This window comes from Polaromonas sp. (assembly GCF_036676035.1).
In the GTDB taxonomy this organism is placed as follows: Bacteria; Pseudomonadota; Gammaproteobacteria; order Burkholderiales; family Burkholderiaceae_C; genus Polaromonas.
The window spans coordinates 39464-54957 of record NZ_JAKFDR010000112.1; the positions used below are offsets into that span (position 1 = coordinate 39464).

Annotated in this window: 11 protein-coding genes; 6 read left to right on the top strand and 5 right to left on the bottom strand. The window is 64.4% G+C overall.

The window, feature by feature from the left end; translation table 11 throughout:
- Window positions 1-111: 111 nt before the first annotated feature.
- A complete protein-coding gene (locus tag V6M61_RS16125; protein ID WP_332777599.1) occupies window positions 112-1980 on the bottom strand; it encodes a phosphoenolpyruvate carboxykinase (GTP) in 1869 nt (622 codons plus the stop codon).
- A gap of 431 nt (window positions 1981-2411) precedes the next feature.
- Here V6M61_RS16125 and modA point away from each other — a divergent pair, with 431 nt between their 5' ends.
- The 3 genes from modA to V6M61_RS16140 all read left to right on the top strand — a co-directional run bounded on the left by modA (window position 2412) and on the right by V6M61_RS16140 (window position 5264).
- Window positions 2412-3275 carry a molybdate ABC transporter substrate-binding protein gene (gene modA / locus V6M61_RS16130; protein WP_332777600.1) on the top strand — a complete coding sequence of 288 codons (864 nt, stop codon included), beginning with the start codon at window positions 2412-2414 and terminating at the stop codon, window positions 3273-3275.
- Between the two features lie 147 nt (window positions 3276-3422).
- Entirely contained in the window at window positions 3423-4091 is a 669-nt protein-coding gene (modB, locus tag V6M61_RS16135) for a molybdate ABC transporter permease subunit (protein ID WP_332777601.1), read from the top strand.
- A gap of 9 nt (window positions 4092-4100) precedes the next feature.
- Window positions 4101-5264 carry an ABC transporter ATP-binding protein gene (locus V6M61_RS16140; RefSeq protein ID WP_332777602.1) on the top strand — a complete coding sequence of 388 codons (1164 nt, stop codon included), beginning with the start codon at window positions 4101-4103 and terminating at the stop codon, window positions 5262-5264.
- Window positions 5265-5396: 132 nt separating this feature from the next.
- Here V6M61_RS16140 and V6M61_RS16145 read toward each other — a convergent pair whose 3' ends face one another.
- Both V6M61_RS16145 and V6M61_RS16150 read right to left on the bottom strand, forming a co-directional pair.
- Window positions 5397-5552 carry a hypothetical protein gene (locus V6M61_RS16145; protein WP_332777603.1) on the bottom strand — a complete coding sequence of 52 codons (156 nt, stop codon included), beginning with the start codon at window positions 5550-5552 and terminating at the stop codon, window positions 5397-5399.
- Between the two features lie 99 nt (window positions 5553-5651).
- Window positions 5652-6854, bottom strand: a complete 1203-nt coding sequence (locus V6M61_RS16150; protein ID WP_332777604.1) for a threonine ammonia-lyase — start codon at window positions 6852-6854, stop codon at window positions 5652-5654.
- 192 nt (window positions 6855-7046) lie between these two features.
- Between V6M61_RS16150 and V6M61_RS16155 the strand changes: the two genes are divergently transcribed.
- Window positions 7047-9413, top strand: a complete 2367-nt coding sequence (locus V6M61_RS16155) for an ATP-binding protein (RefSeq protein WP_332777605.1) — start codon at window positions 7047-7049, stop codon at window positions 9411-9413.
- A 221-nt stretch (window positions 9414-9634) separates the two neighbouring features.
- Entirely contained in the window at window positions 9635-11392 is a 1758-nt protein-coding gene (locus tag V6M61_RS16160; protein WP_332777606.1) for a sensor domain-containing diguanylate cyclase, read from the top strand.
- Between the two features lie 127 nt (window positions 11393-11519).
- Here V6M61_RS16160 and V6M61_RS16165 read toward each other — a convergent pair whose 3' ends face one another.
- On the bottom strand, window positions 11520-13529 hold the full coding sequence (locus V6M61_RS16165) for a RecQ family ATP-dependent DNA helicase (RefSeq protein ID WP_332777607.1): 2010 nt from the start codon (window positions 13527-13529) through the stop codon (window positions 11520-11522).
- Window positions 13530-13637: 108 nt separating this feature from the next.
- On the bottom strand, window positions 13638-14030 hold the full coding sequence (locus V6M61_RS16170; protein WP_332777608.1) for a rhodanese-like domain-containing protein: 393 nt from the start codon (window positions 14028-14030) through the stop codon (window positions 13638-13640).
- Window positions 14031-14392: 362 nt separating this feature from the next.
- Here V6M61_RS16170 and V6M61_RS16175 point away from each other — a divergent pair, with 362 nt between their 5' ends.
- Window positions 14393-15433: a homocysteine S-methyltransferase family protein gene (locus V6M61_RS16175; RefSeq protein ID WP_332777609.1), complete on the top strand. Its 1041-nt coding sequence runs from the start codon at window positions 14393-14395 to the stop codon at window positions 15431-15433.
- Window positions 15434-15494 lie beyond the last annotated feature (61 nt).

The window sequence follows — 15494 nt, forward strand, 5'->3', positions numbered from 1 at the left end:
GAAGTGGTAAGCGCAGAGGCCCGTGCGCAGCGCAGGGCCGCCCCAAGCAAGCACAGCCCCCTCGGGGGGCAGCGAAGTACACGCAGTGACGAGCGTGGGGGCGATATCCCTCTAGGCCGCCAGGCGCTTTTCAATCGCCGCCTTGGTCTCCGACAGCTCTTTTGGCAGGTGATGCTCGAGTTGCTTGAACAGTTCGGCGTGCAGTTCCAGCTCTTTCAGCCAGGCCGCTTTGTCGATGCTGGTTACGGTGTTGAACTGCTCGGCGCTGAAGTTCAGGCCGGTCCAGTTGAGTTCTTCGTAGCGCGGGCTCACGCCGGTGATGTGCTCCACACCGCTGGCCTGGCCTTCGATGCGGTCAATCATCCACTTGAGCACGCGCATGTTTTCGCCGTAGCCGGGCCAGACGAACTTGCCGTCCGCACCCTTGCGGAACCAGTTGGTGGTGTAGATTTTTGGCAGTTGGGCGCCGGAGCTGGCGAGCTTTTTACCCAGATCCAGCCAGTGCTGGAAGTAGTCGCTCATGTTGTAGCCGGTAAACGGCAGCATCGCGAACGGGTCGCGGCGCACCACGCCGGCCTGGCCGGTCGCGGCTGCTGTCGTCTCTGAGCCCATGGTGGCGGCCATGTAGACGCCTTCGACCCAGTTGCGCGCTTCGGTCACCAGCGGCACGGTGGTGGAGCGGCGGCCGCCGAAGATGAAGGCGTCGATCGCCACGCCTTTCGGGTCGTCCCAGGCGCTGTCGAGCGCCGGGTTGTTAGTGGCGGCCACGGTAAAGCGCGAGTTAGGGTGCGCGGCCTTGGCGCCGGTTTCTTTGGCGATCTGCGGCGTCCAGTCCTTGCCTTGCCAGTCGATCAGGTGGGCCGGCAGCGCCTTGCCGGGCGCGTCCTGCTCCATGCCTTCCCACCACACATCGCCGTCGTCGGTCAGCGCGACGTTGGTGAAAATGGTGTCGCGGTGCAGGCTGCGCATGCAGTTCGGGTTGGTCAGCATATTGGTGCCGGGCGCCACGCCGAAGTAGCCGGCTTCGGGGTTGATGGCGTAGAGCTTGCCGTCTGCCGCGGGCTTGATCCAGGCGATGTCGTCGCCAATGGTGGTGACTTTCCAGCCGTCAAAGCCGGCGGGCGGCACCAGCATGGAGAAATTGGTCTTGCCGCAGGCCGACGGGAAGGCCGCGGCCACATGGTATTTCTTGCCCTGGGGGTTGGTCACGCCCAGGATCAACATGTGTTCGGCGAGCCAGCCTTCGTCACGTCCCATATTGGAGGCAATGCGCAGCGCAAAGCATTTCTTGCCCAGCAGGGCGTTGCCGCCGTAGCCGGAGCCGTAGGACCAGATCTCGCGCGTCTCGGGGTAGTGCACGATGTACTTGGTCTTGTTGCAGGGCCACTTCACGTCTTTCTGGCCAGCGGCCAGGGGCGCGCCCACGGTGTGCACGCAGGGCACGAAGTCGCCATTGACGCCCAGTACGTCAAACACCGGCTTGCCCATGCGGGTCATGATCTTCATGTTGACGGCCACATAGGGGCTGTCCGACAGTTCGATGCCGATGTGTGCGATGGGCGAGCCCAGCGGGCCCATGCTGAAGGGCACAACGTACATCGTGCGGCCCTTCATGCAGCCATCAAACAAGGGCTGCAGCGTGGCGCGCATCTCGGCGGGCGCCATCCAGTTGTTGGTCGGGCCGGCGTTTTCCTTGTTGGCCGAGCAGATGTAGGTGCGGTCTTCCACGCGCGCCACGTCGCTCGGGTCGGAACAAGCCAGGAAGCTGTTTGGGCGCTTGGCTTCGTTGAGCTTGGTGAAGGTGCCGGCGTCAACCAGATGCTGGCACAGGCGCTGGTACTCGGCATCGCTGCCGTCGCACCAGTGAATGTGGTCAGGCTTGCACAAGGCCACCATGTCGGCGACCCAGGCGATCAGTTTCGCGTTCTTGACGTAGCTGGGCGTGTTCAGTGCAAGTCCCTGCATCGCGGGGTGGTTCATCGAAATACTCCAAAGTTAAAAAGCGTTATTTCGAAAAACGTCGGGTGACGGTCAGGGGTATGACTGTGACGGCGAGACGTTTATCGGAATGGCGCTTTAATCGGATCTGGCGCCGGCCTGACAACAGCCTGCAAAAGACCCGGGCACTACCACTTCGATCGTCCCGGTCGGCGAGCGGGGCTGCAGCGGGGTCTGCTGCGGCGCAAATGTCAAAAAAGCAGCCGGTAGGGTGCTTTTTTCGTTCCACGAGTCGGCCAAGGAATCTAATTCTAAGAACATCAACCGATGGTTACCTGACAGTTACTGGCAAAAGATATGCAAAACTTGCATGGGGTTATGCGTGTGCTATGTTTGGGGTTCAAGAGCTTTGACCGCCGTGTCCTGATGCGCCCTGATTACTCCATTTCCGTCACCATGAGGCTCTTTTACCCATGTTTTCATCTGTATCTGTATTGACGTTCACCCGCCGCGCCAATCTTGGTCATCATCGCCAAGCCCTCCCGGCCCGGCGCCGGATTTGGCTGGCGGGCGCTGTGGGGCTGCTGTGCCAGACCGGCCTCTGGCTGGGGCTGGCCAGCCCGGCATTGGGCCAGGCCACGCCGCCGGCCAAGCCTGCCCTGGTGGCCGCTGCCGCCAATATGCAGCAAGTGCTGACCGAGCTGGTGCCGCTGTTTGAACGCGAGCAAACCGGCAAAGTGAGCATCAACATCGGCTCTTCGGCCAATCTGGTGCGGCAAATCCAGCAGGGCCTGCCGGCCGAGCTGTTCTTGTCGGCCGATGAGGACTTTGCCTTTCGCCTGGCCGATGCCGGCCTGACGCCTGACCGTGGTGTGGTCTACGCCACCGGGCGCATCGTGCTGCTGGTGCCCCGTGGCTCACCGCTGGTGCTCGATGCGCAATTGGAGGGCCTCAAACGTGGCCTGGCCAGCATCGACAAGTTCGCCATCGCCAACCCCGAACTCGCGCCCTATGGCCGTGCTGCCGTGCAGGCGCTGCAAAAACAGGGGCTGTGGAGTGCGCTGAAGCCCAAGCTGGTGCTCGGCGAGAGCATTGCGCAAACCACCCAGTACGTCAGCACCGGCGCTGCGCAGGCCGGTGTGACGGCCCTGTCGCTGGTACTGGCGCCGGAGGTGGCTGCCCGGGTGCGCTATGTGCTGCTGCCCGAGAGCCTGCACGCGCCGGTGCGCCAGCGCATGGTGCTGCTCAAAAACGCCAGCCCGGCCGCGCGGGCGTTTTATGACTTCCTGCAATCGCCGGCGGCCCGGGCGGTGCTCAGCCGTTACGGCTACAGTTAATTTGCTGCTAATTTGATAGCTGTTTGCGCCCTATTCATAAGGGTAAAGGCCTTGTTTGGCTTGTAAAAAGGGCCTGAATGGGTGCCGGAACCCAGTGCAAGCGCTACCCACCGTGACGGCTGCTCATCCTTTGCGACAATGGGGCTTATGGATTGGCAAGCCGCCCGCGTCTCCCTGACCCTTGCTGTCTGCACGGCGGCGCTGCTGTTGCCGCTGGGCGTGTGGCTGGCGCGCTGGCTGGCCACTACGCCCTGGCGCGGCCGGCCGGCGGTCGAGGCGCTGCTGACCCTGCCGCTGCTGCTGCCCCCCACCGTGATCGGTTTTTACCTGCTCGTCACCTGGGGCCAGGGCTCGCCACTCGGCGTCTGGCTGGTCCGTCACCTAGATCTGCGGCTGGTCTTCAGCTTCGAAGGTTTGCTGTTCGCCAGCGTGCTGGTCAACCTGCCCTTCATGGTGCAGCCCCTGCAGCGCGCGTTTGCCGCCATTCCCGGCAGCCTGCGCGAAGCCGCCTGGGTCTGCGGCCTGAGCCCCTGGCGCGCCTTCTGGAAAATCGAGCTGCCGCTGGCCTGGCCCGGCCTGCTGGCAGGCGTGGCACTGACCATGGCGCACACGCTGGGTGAGTTTGGCGTGGTGCTGATGGTCGGTGGCAGCATTGCCGGCCAGACCAAAACCCTGTCGATCGCGATTTACGACCGCGTGCAGGCCTTTGACCTGGCCGGCGCGCACGTGATGGCGCTGGCGCTGGTGCTGTGCTCGCTGGTCGCGCTGGCGCTGGTGTTCGCTGCCGACAAGGCGCGGCCGCTGCAGGAACGCTAACACTCACACATGCTGCAGGTCTCTCTTCACAACGACGGCGCCATCCGGCTCAATGCCGAGTTCGATTGCGCCAACGGCGAACTGCTGGCGCTGGTCGGCCCCTCGGGCAGCGGCAAGACCAGCGTGCTGCGCGGCATCGCCGGCTTGCTGAAGAGCCCGGCGCTGCAAGGCCGCGTCAGTGTGGGCACCGCCGCGCCAGACCTCTGGTTTGACAGCGTCCGCGGCGTCCGCCTGCCACCGCAGCAGCGCCGCGTCGGGCTGGTGTTCCAGCATTACGCGCTGTTTCCGCATCTGTCCGCTATGGAAAACGTAGCTATCGCCGCAGCCAACACAAGGAAAACAAGAGCCAGGCCTGCAGCCTTTTTTGACGAACTGTTCGAGCGCATGGGACTGGCCGGGCTGCAGCAGCGCCGCCCGGCGCAGCTCTCGGGCGGCCAGCAGCAACGCGTGGCGCTGGCGCGTGCGCTGGCACGCGAGCCGCAGGTGCTGCTGCTCGACGAGCCGTTTTCAGCCGTCGATGCGCCGACGCGTCAGACGCTGTACCGCGAACTGGCCGCGCTGCGGCAAAGCGTGGCGATCCCCATGGTGCTGGTCACGCACGACCTGAACGAAGCGCGCCGCCTGGCCGACCGCGTGGTGATTCTCGATGCCGGCGAGTCCCTGCAGATCGGCCCGCCCGCGCGCGTGTTTGCCAGCCCGCGCAACGCCCGCGTGGCCGAGCTGGTGGGCATTCAAAACCACTTTCAGGGGCAGTTTTTCAAGAGCAACGAAGGGGAGCAACCGGGCGTGGGCCATCTGGTCTGGCGCTGTGAGGAACAGGGCCGTGCCGGCACGCCCACTTCACCCGTGACGCTGCAGGTGAGCGACAAAGGCCGGCTGGATGACGGCGCCGATGTGTCCTGGGTGCTGGCCGGCGAGTTGCTCGACATTTCGCGACAAGCGCATGCGCAGGGTGGCAATGAGGTGGTCTGCATGCTGCAGGAAGTGCTGCCGCTGGGCGAAATCAGCCTGTGCACATTGGTGCCCGCGCAGTTGCCGGCGCAGCGGATGACGCTCAACCTGTCAACCGCGCTGTTGCGGCAACTCGGCGCGGTGCCGGGTGCGATGCTTTACGTGCGCATTCCCCCTCAGGCGGTGCACATCATGCCGGTGCGACAGAGCGACAAGTCTTGATTACTGTTTGGCAAAGGTCGCAACGCATGACACCGGCTGCACCCATTGCCGCATGCTGCGAAGCGGTGGGCGGGAAAGAAATCGTCCGCCGGTTGCGGACGGGAAGGTCTTGAAGCTGCTTTTGGGGGCGCTTCAGGCCATGAACACGGCAATGAAGGCCAGCAGGAACATCAGGACGCCACCAACCACCGGCAAAACCACGGGCATGGCGTGCACGATATCCTCAACCACATCCCTTTCGGGGGCTTGCTGGCTGTCGGCGGGTGTGTGCTGGGCGGGGGATGACATGGTGAGTCCTCAATCCTGGAATACGTTCAAACTGGTGCGATTTTACCTGTTTGCGCGGCCGGGTGGGCGGGGTCGCCTGGGCGGGCCCACCGGGCCGGGTCAGTGCTGTTCTTCGGCCTCGAAGCCGGCGGCCCGCAAGGCTGCCAGCACCTGCTCGATGTGGTCGCGCCCGCGCGTCTGGATGACCAGCTCGACCTCCACGTTTTGCGCCGACAGCATCGTGAAGGCGCGCTGGTGGTGCACCTCGTCAATGTTGGCGCCCGCGTCGGCCACGGCGGCGGTGATGTGGGCCAGCGAGCCGGGTACGTCGCGTACGCTGACCTTGATGCGCGCCAGTCGCCCGGCGCGCACCATGCCGCGTTCGATGATGGCGGCCAGCAGCATCGGATCGATGTTGCCGCCGCACAGCACCAGCCCGACTTTCTGGCCCGCAAAGCGTTCGGGGTATTTGAGCAGCGCTGCCAGCCCGACCGCGCCGGCGCCTTCGACCAGCGTTTTCTCGATCTCGAGCAGCATCAGCACGGCCTGCTCGATGTCGCCTTCGTCCACCAGCAGCAGGTCGTCCACCTTTTGCGCAATGATGGCCTGCGTGATCTTGCCCGGCGTGCCGACCGCAATGCCTTCGGCGATGGTGCTGGTGCCCTGTGGAAGCTGGGTGTGCTTGATGGCGTTGTACATCGCGGGAAAGCGTGAGGTTTGCACCCCGATGACCTGGATGCCCGGCTTCAGCGCCTTGGCCGCCGTTGCAACGCCCGAGATCAGGCCGCCGCCGCCGACCGCGATCACCAGGGTGTCGAGCTCGGGCACGGCCCGCAGCATCTCCAGCCCCACCGTGCCCTGACCGGCGGCCACGGCCTCGTCGTCATAGGGATGTACAAAGGTCAGCCGCTGCTGCTCGGCCAGGGCGTAGGCGTGCGCGCGTGCCTCCTCCAGCGTGTCGCCGTGCAGCACCACTTCGGCACCGAAGCCGCGCGTGCGCTCCACCTTCACGCCCGGCGTGAAGCGCGGCATCACGATCACGGCGCGCAGGCCCAGGCGCTGCGCGTGGTAGGCCACGCCCTGGGCGTGGTTGCCGGCGCTCATGGCGATCACGCCGCGCTGCTTTTCGTCATCACTGAGCAGCGTGAGCTTGTTGCAGGCGCCGCGCTCCTTGAAAGAGGCGGTGTACTGCAGGTTCTCAAACTTCAGGTAAATCTCCGCCCCGGTAATTTGCGACAGCGTTTTGGACGCCACACAGGGCGTATCGAGTAAATGGCCTTGCAGGCGCTGGGCGGCCTGTTCGATATCGGTAAGACTGAGCATGATTTTCCCGCAGGCGCGGTTCCAAAAAACAGGGGGGTCTCTGATTGTGGACCCAATAGCCGCGGTTTTGTAGCGCAATTCGTGCGCCCTCTTTTAATTAGAGTCTTCCATGATGCTTCAAGCTGCGTTATGGTGGAGGTTCTGGGAACAGGGTTGCATCCGCGGTGTTTTTTGCAAGCTGGAGGTTTCTCTATGAGCAAGCGTTCGGTCGGTGATCACCAAGGCCGGTGGCTGCTGTCGCCGGGTTTGAAAGAGGCTCCGGTGCTCGATTTGATGTGCTCGCATTTCGTGCTGACGCTGGCCGCCCGGCAGGGTGCCAAGTTCAATGTGCGGCGCGACCTCAACAGCCTGCTCTCCCTGTCGGGCCGCCATCTGGTGTGGCCCTTGCCCGCCATGCAGCGCTTGCGCGAGTTTCTGGGCCGCCGCTGCAAGGACAACGAGCTCTGGCGCGGGCATGAAGAGCTCAGCGACGCCGAATTCATGACCCGGCACGGTACCTGGCGCGGTCCCTACGAGGAAGGCACGCTGTTTTTCTACCTCGACGAGCATGCCAAGGACCAGCCCAAGGATTTGCTCTCGGTGCTGGCCGCCACGGGCGACTGGCTGACCCACGCGCTCAAGAAGCAGTCCACGCTGGTCGAGAAAAACATCGACGCGCTGGCCAACCTGCTGCAGCTCAACCAGGCCGAGCGCGCCTTGCTGCTCTACGGCACGCTGGCGCGCTACCAGCGCGACCTGCGCTCGCTGCTGGTCGAGTTCAAGGTCAACAACGCACCGGAGGCTTACGCCGCCATTGCCGATGTGGCCGGTGTCAAGGCGCCCGAGGTGGCCGAGGCGCTGCGTGCCGGCTCGCGGCTGGAGCGTATTGGCATGGTCGAAAACCTGATCTCCGAGCACAACATCACCGACCTGGCCGACCTGATGAAAGTCAGCGAGAAGCTGCCGCCGGTACTGATGCGCGAGTACCGCGACCAGAGCGAGCTGATGGCCGTGTTCACCCGGCCCGCAGCGCGCAGCAGCCTGGGTCTGTCGGATTTTTCGTTTGTACAGGACGACGTGCAGGTGCTGGTCCGCCTGCTGCGCAATGCGGTGACCCGCCAGGAGCAGGGTGTCAATGTGCTGCTCTACGGCCCGCCCGGCACCGGCAAGACCGAGCTGGCCAAGGTGGTCGCGCAGGCCGCCGGCCTGGACCTGTTTGAAGTCGAGTACGCCGACCGTGACGGCAACTCGCTGAGCGGGCGCGACCGCTACCGTTCGCTGCAGATCGCTCAGGTGTTTTTGAAAGGCAGCGCTCACTCGGCCCTGCTGTTTGACGAGGTGGAAGATGTGTTCCCGCCGCTGTCCAGCGAAGCCGCCCAGCTGATGGCGCGCTCCGAGCAATTGCCCGCGCCGGCGAACAGCTCGGTCAGCGGCAAGGCCTGGGTCAACCAGGTGCTGGAGTCCAACACCGTGCCCACGCTGTGGGTGACCAACCGCATCGAGCAGATTGACCCGGCCTTCCGGCGCCGCTTTGCCTACCACCTGGAGCTGCGCTCACCACCGCCCGGTGCGCGCGAAGGCGTGGTGCGCAAGTCGCTGGAGGGTGTGCAGGTCAGCGAGGCGTTTGTGGCCCGGCTCACCGCGCGCAAGGGCCTGACCCCCGCGCAGATTGGCACGGCGGTGCGGTTTGCCCGGTTGGCCAGCGCACCGGGCGCCCAGGCCGACGCCGAGGGCATGCAAGCCATTTTGGCCGGCGGAGCCCCGGCGCTGATGGAGTCGCTGATCGAGCGCCAGCTCAAGAATGCCGATGTGGCGCTGGGCAACAAGGTCGACGCTTCCAGTGGCCGGCGCAGCGTGACCACCTACGACCTGGCCATGCTCAACGTCGAGTCGCGCTTTGAAGTGCCACGCATCGTTGAAGCCCTCAAGGCGCGCGGCCACGGCACGCTGTGCTTTTACGGCGCACCGGGCACCGGCAAGACCGCGCTGGCCGAGCACATTGCCCGGGCGCTGGACCTGCCGCTGATCATCAAACAGGCCAGCGACCTGATGAGCAAGTACGTCGGCGAGACCGAGCAGAACATGGCCGCCATGTTCCGCGAGGCCGAGCTAGAGAAAGCCGTGCTGCTGCTCGACGAGGCCGACAGCTTTTTGCAGGACCGGCGCGGTGCCCAGCGCACCTACGAGGTGACCGAGGTCAACGAAATGCTGCAGGGCATGGAGCGCCATGCCGGCATCTTCATCTGCACCACCAACCTGCTGGAGAGCCTGGACCAGGCGGCGCTGCGGCGCTTTACCTTCAAGATCAGGTTCAAGCCGCTCACGCGCGAGCAGCGCGAGAAGATGTTTGTGACGGAGGCGCTGGCCGGGGAGGCCGCCCGGCTCACGCCTGCGCTCGCGGCGCGGTTGGCGCTGCTCGACCAGTTGTGTCCCGGGGATTTTGCGGCGGTGAAACGGCAGGTCGACATTTTGTCCACCGAGTTGTCGGCCGAGGAGTTCTTGAGCCAGCTGGAGGCCGAGCACCGCATCAAGCCTGAAGTAAGACAGGTTCGAGGGATGGGGTTTATGCAGTCAAATTGATTGCCAGCCCTTGCTGGTACTGCGCAAGCAGCTATTGACTTGATAGTGAATTCGGGAGGCAGGTGCGCCGCGCCAATCAAGCACGGCAGTCGTCAGACATCCCTCAAAAACCAGGCACTCATCCAACCGTTCACACCTCGATACAAACCGCCAATCTCCTGTCTGCCTGAAACGCTCGAAAAGAAGGCCCGAAAAAGAAAGAGCTATTGCACAATCACCCCGTGCGAAATACCCGTCAATCCACAGGGAGGAGATACGTGGCCGCCTTCATGCAGGCGGTGCTGGGCGTGCTTGTCCTGTGCGCAATCCTGCTCGCCACGCCGGCGCAGGCCAAGACGACGCTGCTGGCGCTGGACTCGGACGCCCACCGGGTCGTCATGGACCCTGCGCTGGAGTACTTTCTGGACACCAGCGGCCTGCTCGGCCTGGACGCGATTGCAAGCCGGTCCGACCTGCATTTTTCACCACTGGATCGCCGCAAGCCCCAGCAGATTGAAGGCGGCGCGCTGTGGCTGCGCTTTGAGGCCGAGGTGCAAAACCCGCAGTTGCACTGGAAGCTGATATTGCCGCTGCCGGGCATAGACCTGGTGACGCTGTATTTCCGCGATGCTCAGGGCCAGTGGGTGCAGCAGCAGGCCGGGGACAGCCTGCGCATGAGCCGCTGGCCGCAGCCGGGGCGCTACCCGGTGTTTTCGCTCTCGCATGAAGTGGGCAAGCCGGTGCGCTACTACCTGCAGATCCACCAGGCCCGCGTGCCGTTCTCGGCGATGCCGCGCGTGGTGAGCGAGGCGCAGCTGACCACCCAGCACCAGACCGACCACCTGCTGCTGGGCATTTACTTCGGGCTGGCGGCGCTGGTGACCTTGCTGGCGCTGGCCAACGCCGTGGCCTCCCGCGACTGGGGCTTTGCCAGCTTCGCGGCCTACATGGCCTTGTACGCCGGCACGCAGGGCGCTTTTACCGGCCTGGCGGGCCTGTACGGGTGGCCCGAATGGCCGGAGCTGAACAATGCGGGCGTTTTTCTGCTGCCCATGGCCACTGCCGCGGCGGCCATGTGGTTTGTGCGCATCGTTTCCCCGCCCAGGCGCTTTTCGCGTGCACTGGACTGGTTTGTGCTCGCCCTGATGGGGCTGCTGCTGGCGGTTGGCGTCATCGATGCCGTCTCGCCCTCGCCCGAAAGCTTTACCACCATCAATGCATTGGCGGGCGCCAGCCTGGTGATGTTGCTGGTGGTGGTGGGCGTGGCCCTGGTTGAAGGCGACCGCCATGCGCGCTGGATCGCGTTGGGGTTGTTGCCGGTGCTGCTGGCCACCCTGTTTCCGCTGCTGCGCAATCTGGGTGCCATCTCCTCAGGTTTTTTGACGGAATACAGCCTGATGCTCGGCTCGGCCGTGGGCGCCCCCATCCACTTTTACGGCCTGCACCGCCGGACGTCGCAGCGCCGCGAGCCCACGACGCGGGCCGCCGCCCTGCGCACCACCGACCCGCTGACCGGTCTGAGTTCGCCCAAAGCGCTGTTTGCCAAGCTGCGCCAGGCGCTGGGCATGGCCGAGCGCTACCAGCAGCCGTTTGCGTTGCTGGTGATCAACCTCACCAACCTGGCCAAGCTGCAAAGCGAGCACGGCCGCGAAACCGGTGACCGCGCCATGGTGATGGCGGCGGCCCGCATCCGTGCGGTGGCCAGGCCGGCCGACACCGTGGCGCGCGTGGACGACAGCCAGTTTGCGCTGCTGATTGAAGGGCCCATCAGCGCCCTGTCCGCCAACGACGTGGCCACCAAGATCCTGGCCAGCGGCTTGCGTCCCTCGCACGAGCTGCCCGATGACGAGCCGCTGCTGTTTCATATTGCCGTGGGGCATCTGGCCGACCCGGCGCGGGCCGCGGCCACCGAGGCAGCGGAATGTCTGGCGCGGATGGTGCAGGCGATCAAGGATATGAACGATGGCTCGCGCAAGGCGATCCGGCTGGTCAGTCTCTGATTTTTGAGCGGAATCGGGCGCTAACCCTGACGGTTTCAAGCCTGAAGTGCAACACGGGGGGTACACAATCAGCTATCAATTAAATAGCTGATTGATCAATGTTGGCGGTGGCTAAAGGCTGATTTGACTAAGAGCCCGCCGCGCAGACCCGAATCACTTCGTTGCCATAAGCTTCCAGCTTCTTGACCCCGATCCCGCTGATCCCTTCCAGGTCGTGCAGGCTGAGCGGCGCCCGCTCGGCGATGGCGCGCAGCGTCGCGTCATGAAAAATCACGAAAGCCGGCAGGTTGTGCTCGCGCGCCACCTCGGCCCGCCAGGCCTTGAGGCTGGCCAGCCGCTCCAGCGCGCCGGCGTTGAGCGAGGCTTCGGCCAGACCCTTGACGGAGGTCTTGGTGCCTTTTCTGGTGCTGTTTTTGCGGCGGTCGGCCTTGCCGCCCAGGGCCTGCTCGCGCAGCATCACGCTGACCTCGCCCTTGAGCACCTGGCGCGCACCGGGCAGCAGCTGCAGCGTGTTAAAGGCGTCGGGATCGACCCGCACCATGCTTTTGGCGATCAGCTGGCGCAGCACGCCGCGCCACTGAACCTCGGCGAGGTCGGCGCCAATACCAAAGGTGCTGAGCTTGTCATGGCTGTGCTGCAAGACTTTTTCGGTCGGTTTGCCGCGCAGGATGTCCATGAGATGGCCTGCACCAAAACTGATGCCGCTGGCTTGCTGCACGCGGTAGATGCAGCTGAGCATCTTGCGTGCAGCCTCTGTTGCGTCCCACACTGCTGGGGGTTGAAGGCAGTTATCGCAATTACCGCAATAAGCTTTGGCCCCCACGCTTGCCACTGCGTGTGCTGCGCTGCCCCCCGGGGGGGCTGAACTTGCTCGGGACGGCCCTTCGCTGCGTTCGCTGGCCCCCACGTTTGTGGGTATCGCCTCCGCGCTTGCCAGCTCCTCGCCGAAATAGGCGAGCAGGGCGGCGCGGCGGCAGCGCGTGTCTTCGGCCAGCGTGAGCAGCGCGTCGAGCTTGCCGCGCATCACCTGTTTGAACTCTTCGCTGGCCGCGTCGCTGGTGTCGATCATGCGGCGCTGGTTCACCACGTCCTGCAGGCCGTAGGCCATCCAGGCGTTGGCGGGCAGGCCATCGCGTCCGGCGCGTCCGGTTTCCTGGTAGTAACCTTCGATGTTTTTAGGCATGTCCAGGTGGGCGACAAAGCGCACATCGGGTTTGTCGATGCCCATGCCAAAGGCAATCGTGGCCACCATCACCACGCCTTCTTCGCGCAAAAAACGGTCTTGCCGCTGCTGGCGCACAGCGGCGTCCAGGCCTGCGTGGTAGGCCAGCGCCTTCAGGCCGGCGTCCTGCAGCATGTCGGCGATTTCCTCGACCCGCTTGCGGGACTGGCAGTACACAATGCCGGCCTCGCCTTCATGTTCGGCCTCGATGAAGCGCAGCAGCTGGCGTGTCGGATCGGCTTTTTCGACGATGGTGTAGCGAATGTTGGGCCGGTCAAAGCTGCTGACAAACGCACGGGCATCCTCGAGCTTGAGCCGCTCAATCATGTCCTGGCGCGTCAGCGCGTCGGCGGTGGCCGTCAGGGCGATGCGCGGCACATCGGGAAAGGTTTCGTGCAGCAGGCTCAGACTGCGGTACTCGGGCCTGAAGTCGTGGCCCCACTGGCTCACGCAATGCGCCTCGTCAATCGCAAACAGGCTCAGCAGGCCGCGCTCGTGCAGCGAGCGCAGCAGGTCCTTCATGCGCGGCGTGTTGATGCGCTCGGGCGCGGCGTACAGCAGGGTCAGCTCGGCGCGCAGCAGCAGCTTTTCAAGCTGGCTGCTTTCCTCAAAGCTCTGGGTGGAGTTCAGAAAGGCGGCCGACACACCGGCCTCATGCAGCGCGCCGACTTGGTCGTGCATCAGCGCAATCAGCGGCGAGATCACCACCGTCACGCCATGCCCGGCGTTTTGCCGTGCAATCGCGGGGATCTGGTAGCACAGCGACTTGCCGCCGCCGGTGGGCATCAGCACCAGCGCATCGCCGCCTTGCACCACATGGTTGACGATGGCTTCCTGCGGGCCGCGAAAGCTGTCGTAGCCAAAGACCTGGCCGAGGATGTCTAGCGGAGTGGGGTGGGGTGTGGCGGTGGACAAGGCAGGAAGGGGGTTCGGGGTTGGCGGTTTTTCACTATCAAAACAATAGCTGCTGGTGCATATTCAGAAAGGACAAGAGCCCTGTTTGATGTGAAGCAGCGGCGTGGGCTACATCTGCTCCCAGGGCAGGCCGTCAAAGCGCCAGCCCGACAGCGTGGAGCGACGAAACTGCGCGTCGAGTTCGCCCTCGAAGCCGTGCACCACATGCTGCACATCCGAGAAGCCGGCGGCTTCCAGCGCCTTGCCGGCATCCAGTGTGCGCTTGCCGGATCGGCAGATCAGCAGCACCGGCTGGCCCTTGCCCTGCGCTTCGCGGACCACGGCCTCGGCAAAACGCTGCGGGTCGGGCTGCAGGTCCGGGTACTCGTACCAGGGCACATTGACCACGCCGGGCGGGCGGCCTACATACAGCGACTCGATTTCCATGCGCACGTCCACAAACAATGCATCAGGGTTCGCCTGCAGCCAGGTCCAGGCTTCTTGGGGTTGGAGGTTTTTCATGGCTCGGTTCGGCTAATAGCCCTTATTGTCGGGGAAGATTGAGCCCCCACGTTCGCGCACTTCGTGTAGCTCTCTGGACGTGCTGCCGCGAGACGCGGCGGCTCTTCCGCCCGTCCAAGCCTGCGCAGGCAGGCTTGGAGCCGCGGGCGTCAGCCCCTCGGGGGCTGTGCTTGCTTGGGGCGGCCCTGCGCTGCGCACGGTGGCCTTCGCGCTTGCCATACCTCCGTTCGTCCTGAGGTATCGAAGGATGCCCCCGAGGGGGCTGAACTTGGCTCGGGGCGGCCCTTCGCTGCGTTCGGTGGTCCGTCGGGAAATTGTCCCGTGATTTCCTGGTTTAAGCGAGGTCATCCTAAAATGCAGCCATGAAGCAGCCCATCTACACCCGCGCCCAGCAACTGCCTGCCATTCTGGAACAACGCATCGCCATCCTCGATGGCGCCATGGGCACCATGATCCAGCGCTTCAAGCTGAACGAGGCCCAGTACCGCGGCGAACGCTTCAAGGATTTTCACAAGGATGTGAAGGGCAACAACGAGCTGCTGAGCCTGACGCGCCCCGACGTGATCCAGGACATCCACGAGGGCTATCTGGCAGCCGGCGCCGACATGATAGAAACCAACACCTTTGGCGCGACCACCGTGGCGCAGGCCGATTACGACATGGCCGAGCTGGCGGTCGAGATGAACTACGCGTCAGCCCGCATTGCCCGCGCCGCCTGCGACAAGTTCTCCACGCCCGACAAGCCGCGCTTTGTCGTCGGTGCGCTGGGCCCCACGCCCAAAACTGCCAGCATCAGCCCCGATGTGAACGACCCCGGCGCACGCAACACCAATTTTGAAGAACTGCGCAAGGCCTACTACGAGCAGACCGAGGCGCTGGTCAAAGGCGGCAGCGATGTGCTGCTGGTCGAAACCATTTTCGACACGCTCAATGCCAAGGCGGCCCTGTTTGCGATCGACGAGTTTTTTGAAAATTCAGGCGAGCGCCTGCCGCTCATCATCAGCGGCACCGTCACCGATGCCTCGGGCCGCATCCTGAGCGGCCAGACCGTCACCGCCTTCTGGCACAGCGTGCGCCATGCCGAGCCGCTGGCCATCGGCCTGAATTGCGCGCTGGGCGCGACGCTGATGCGCCCCTATATCCAGGAGCTGGCGCGGGTGGCGGGCGATACCTTCATCAGCTGCTACCCCAACGCCGGTCTGCCCAACCCCATGAGCGACACCGGTTTTGACGAGACGCCCGACGTCACCTCGCGCCTGCTGCGCGAGTTTGCCGATGAAGGCCTGGTCAATATCGTGGGCGGCTGCTGCGGCACCACGCCCGAGCATATTGGCGCGATTCACCAGGCGGTGGCACCGAAGGCGCCACGCCTGCGTCACATTTTTTACCAGGAAGCGGCGTAAATGCTGTTAAAGGCCGTTAAAAGCCGTGGTCAGGACTTGATGGCCGGAGTCCTATTAAAAT

Excerpts from the sequence above, each read along its gene's own strand:
- V6M61_RS16125 (WP_332777599.1), bottom strand. The coding sequence starts at position 1,980 with ATGAACCACCCCGCGATGCAGGGACTTGCACTGAACACGCCCAGCTAC.
- modA (WP_332777600.1), top strand. The coding sequence starts at position 2,412 with ATGTTTTCATCTGTATCTGTATTGACGTTCACCCGCCGCGCCAATCTT.
- modB (WP_332777601.1), top strand. The coding sequence starts at position 3,423 with ATGGATTGGCAAGCCGCCCGCGTCTCCCTGACCCTTGCTGTCTGCACG.
- V6M61_RS16140 (WP_332777602.1), top strand. The coding sequence starts at position 4,101 with ATGCTGCAGGTCTCTCTTCACAACGACGGCGCCATCCGGCTCAATGCC.
- V6M61_RS16145 (WP_332777603.1), bottom strand. The coding sequence starts at position 5,552 with ATGTCATCCCCCGCCCAGCACACACCCGCCGACAGCCAGCAAGCCCCC.
- V6M61_RS16150 (WP_332777604.1), bottom strand. The coding sequence starts at position 6,854 with ATGCTCAGTCTTACCGATATCGAACAGGCCGCCCAGCGCCTGCAAGGC.
- V6M61_RS16155 (WP_332777605.1), top strand. The coding sequence starts at position 7,047 with ATGAGCAAGCGTTCGGTCGGTGATCACCAAGGCCGGTGGCTGCTGTCG.
- V6M61_RS16170 (WP_332777608.1), bottom strand. The coding sequence starts at position 14,030 with ATGAAAAACCTCCAACCCCAAGAAGCCTGGACCTGGCTGCAGGCGAAC.
- V6M61_RS16175 (WP_332777609.1), top strand. The coding sequence starts at position 14,393 with ATGAAGCAGCCCATCTACACCCGCGCCCAGCAACTGCCTGCCATTCTG.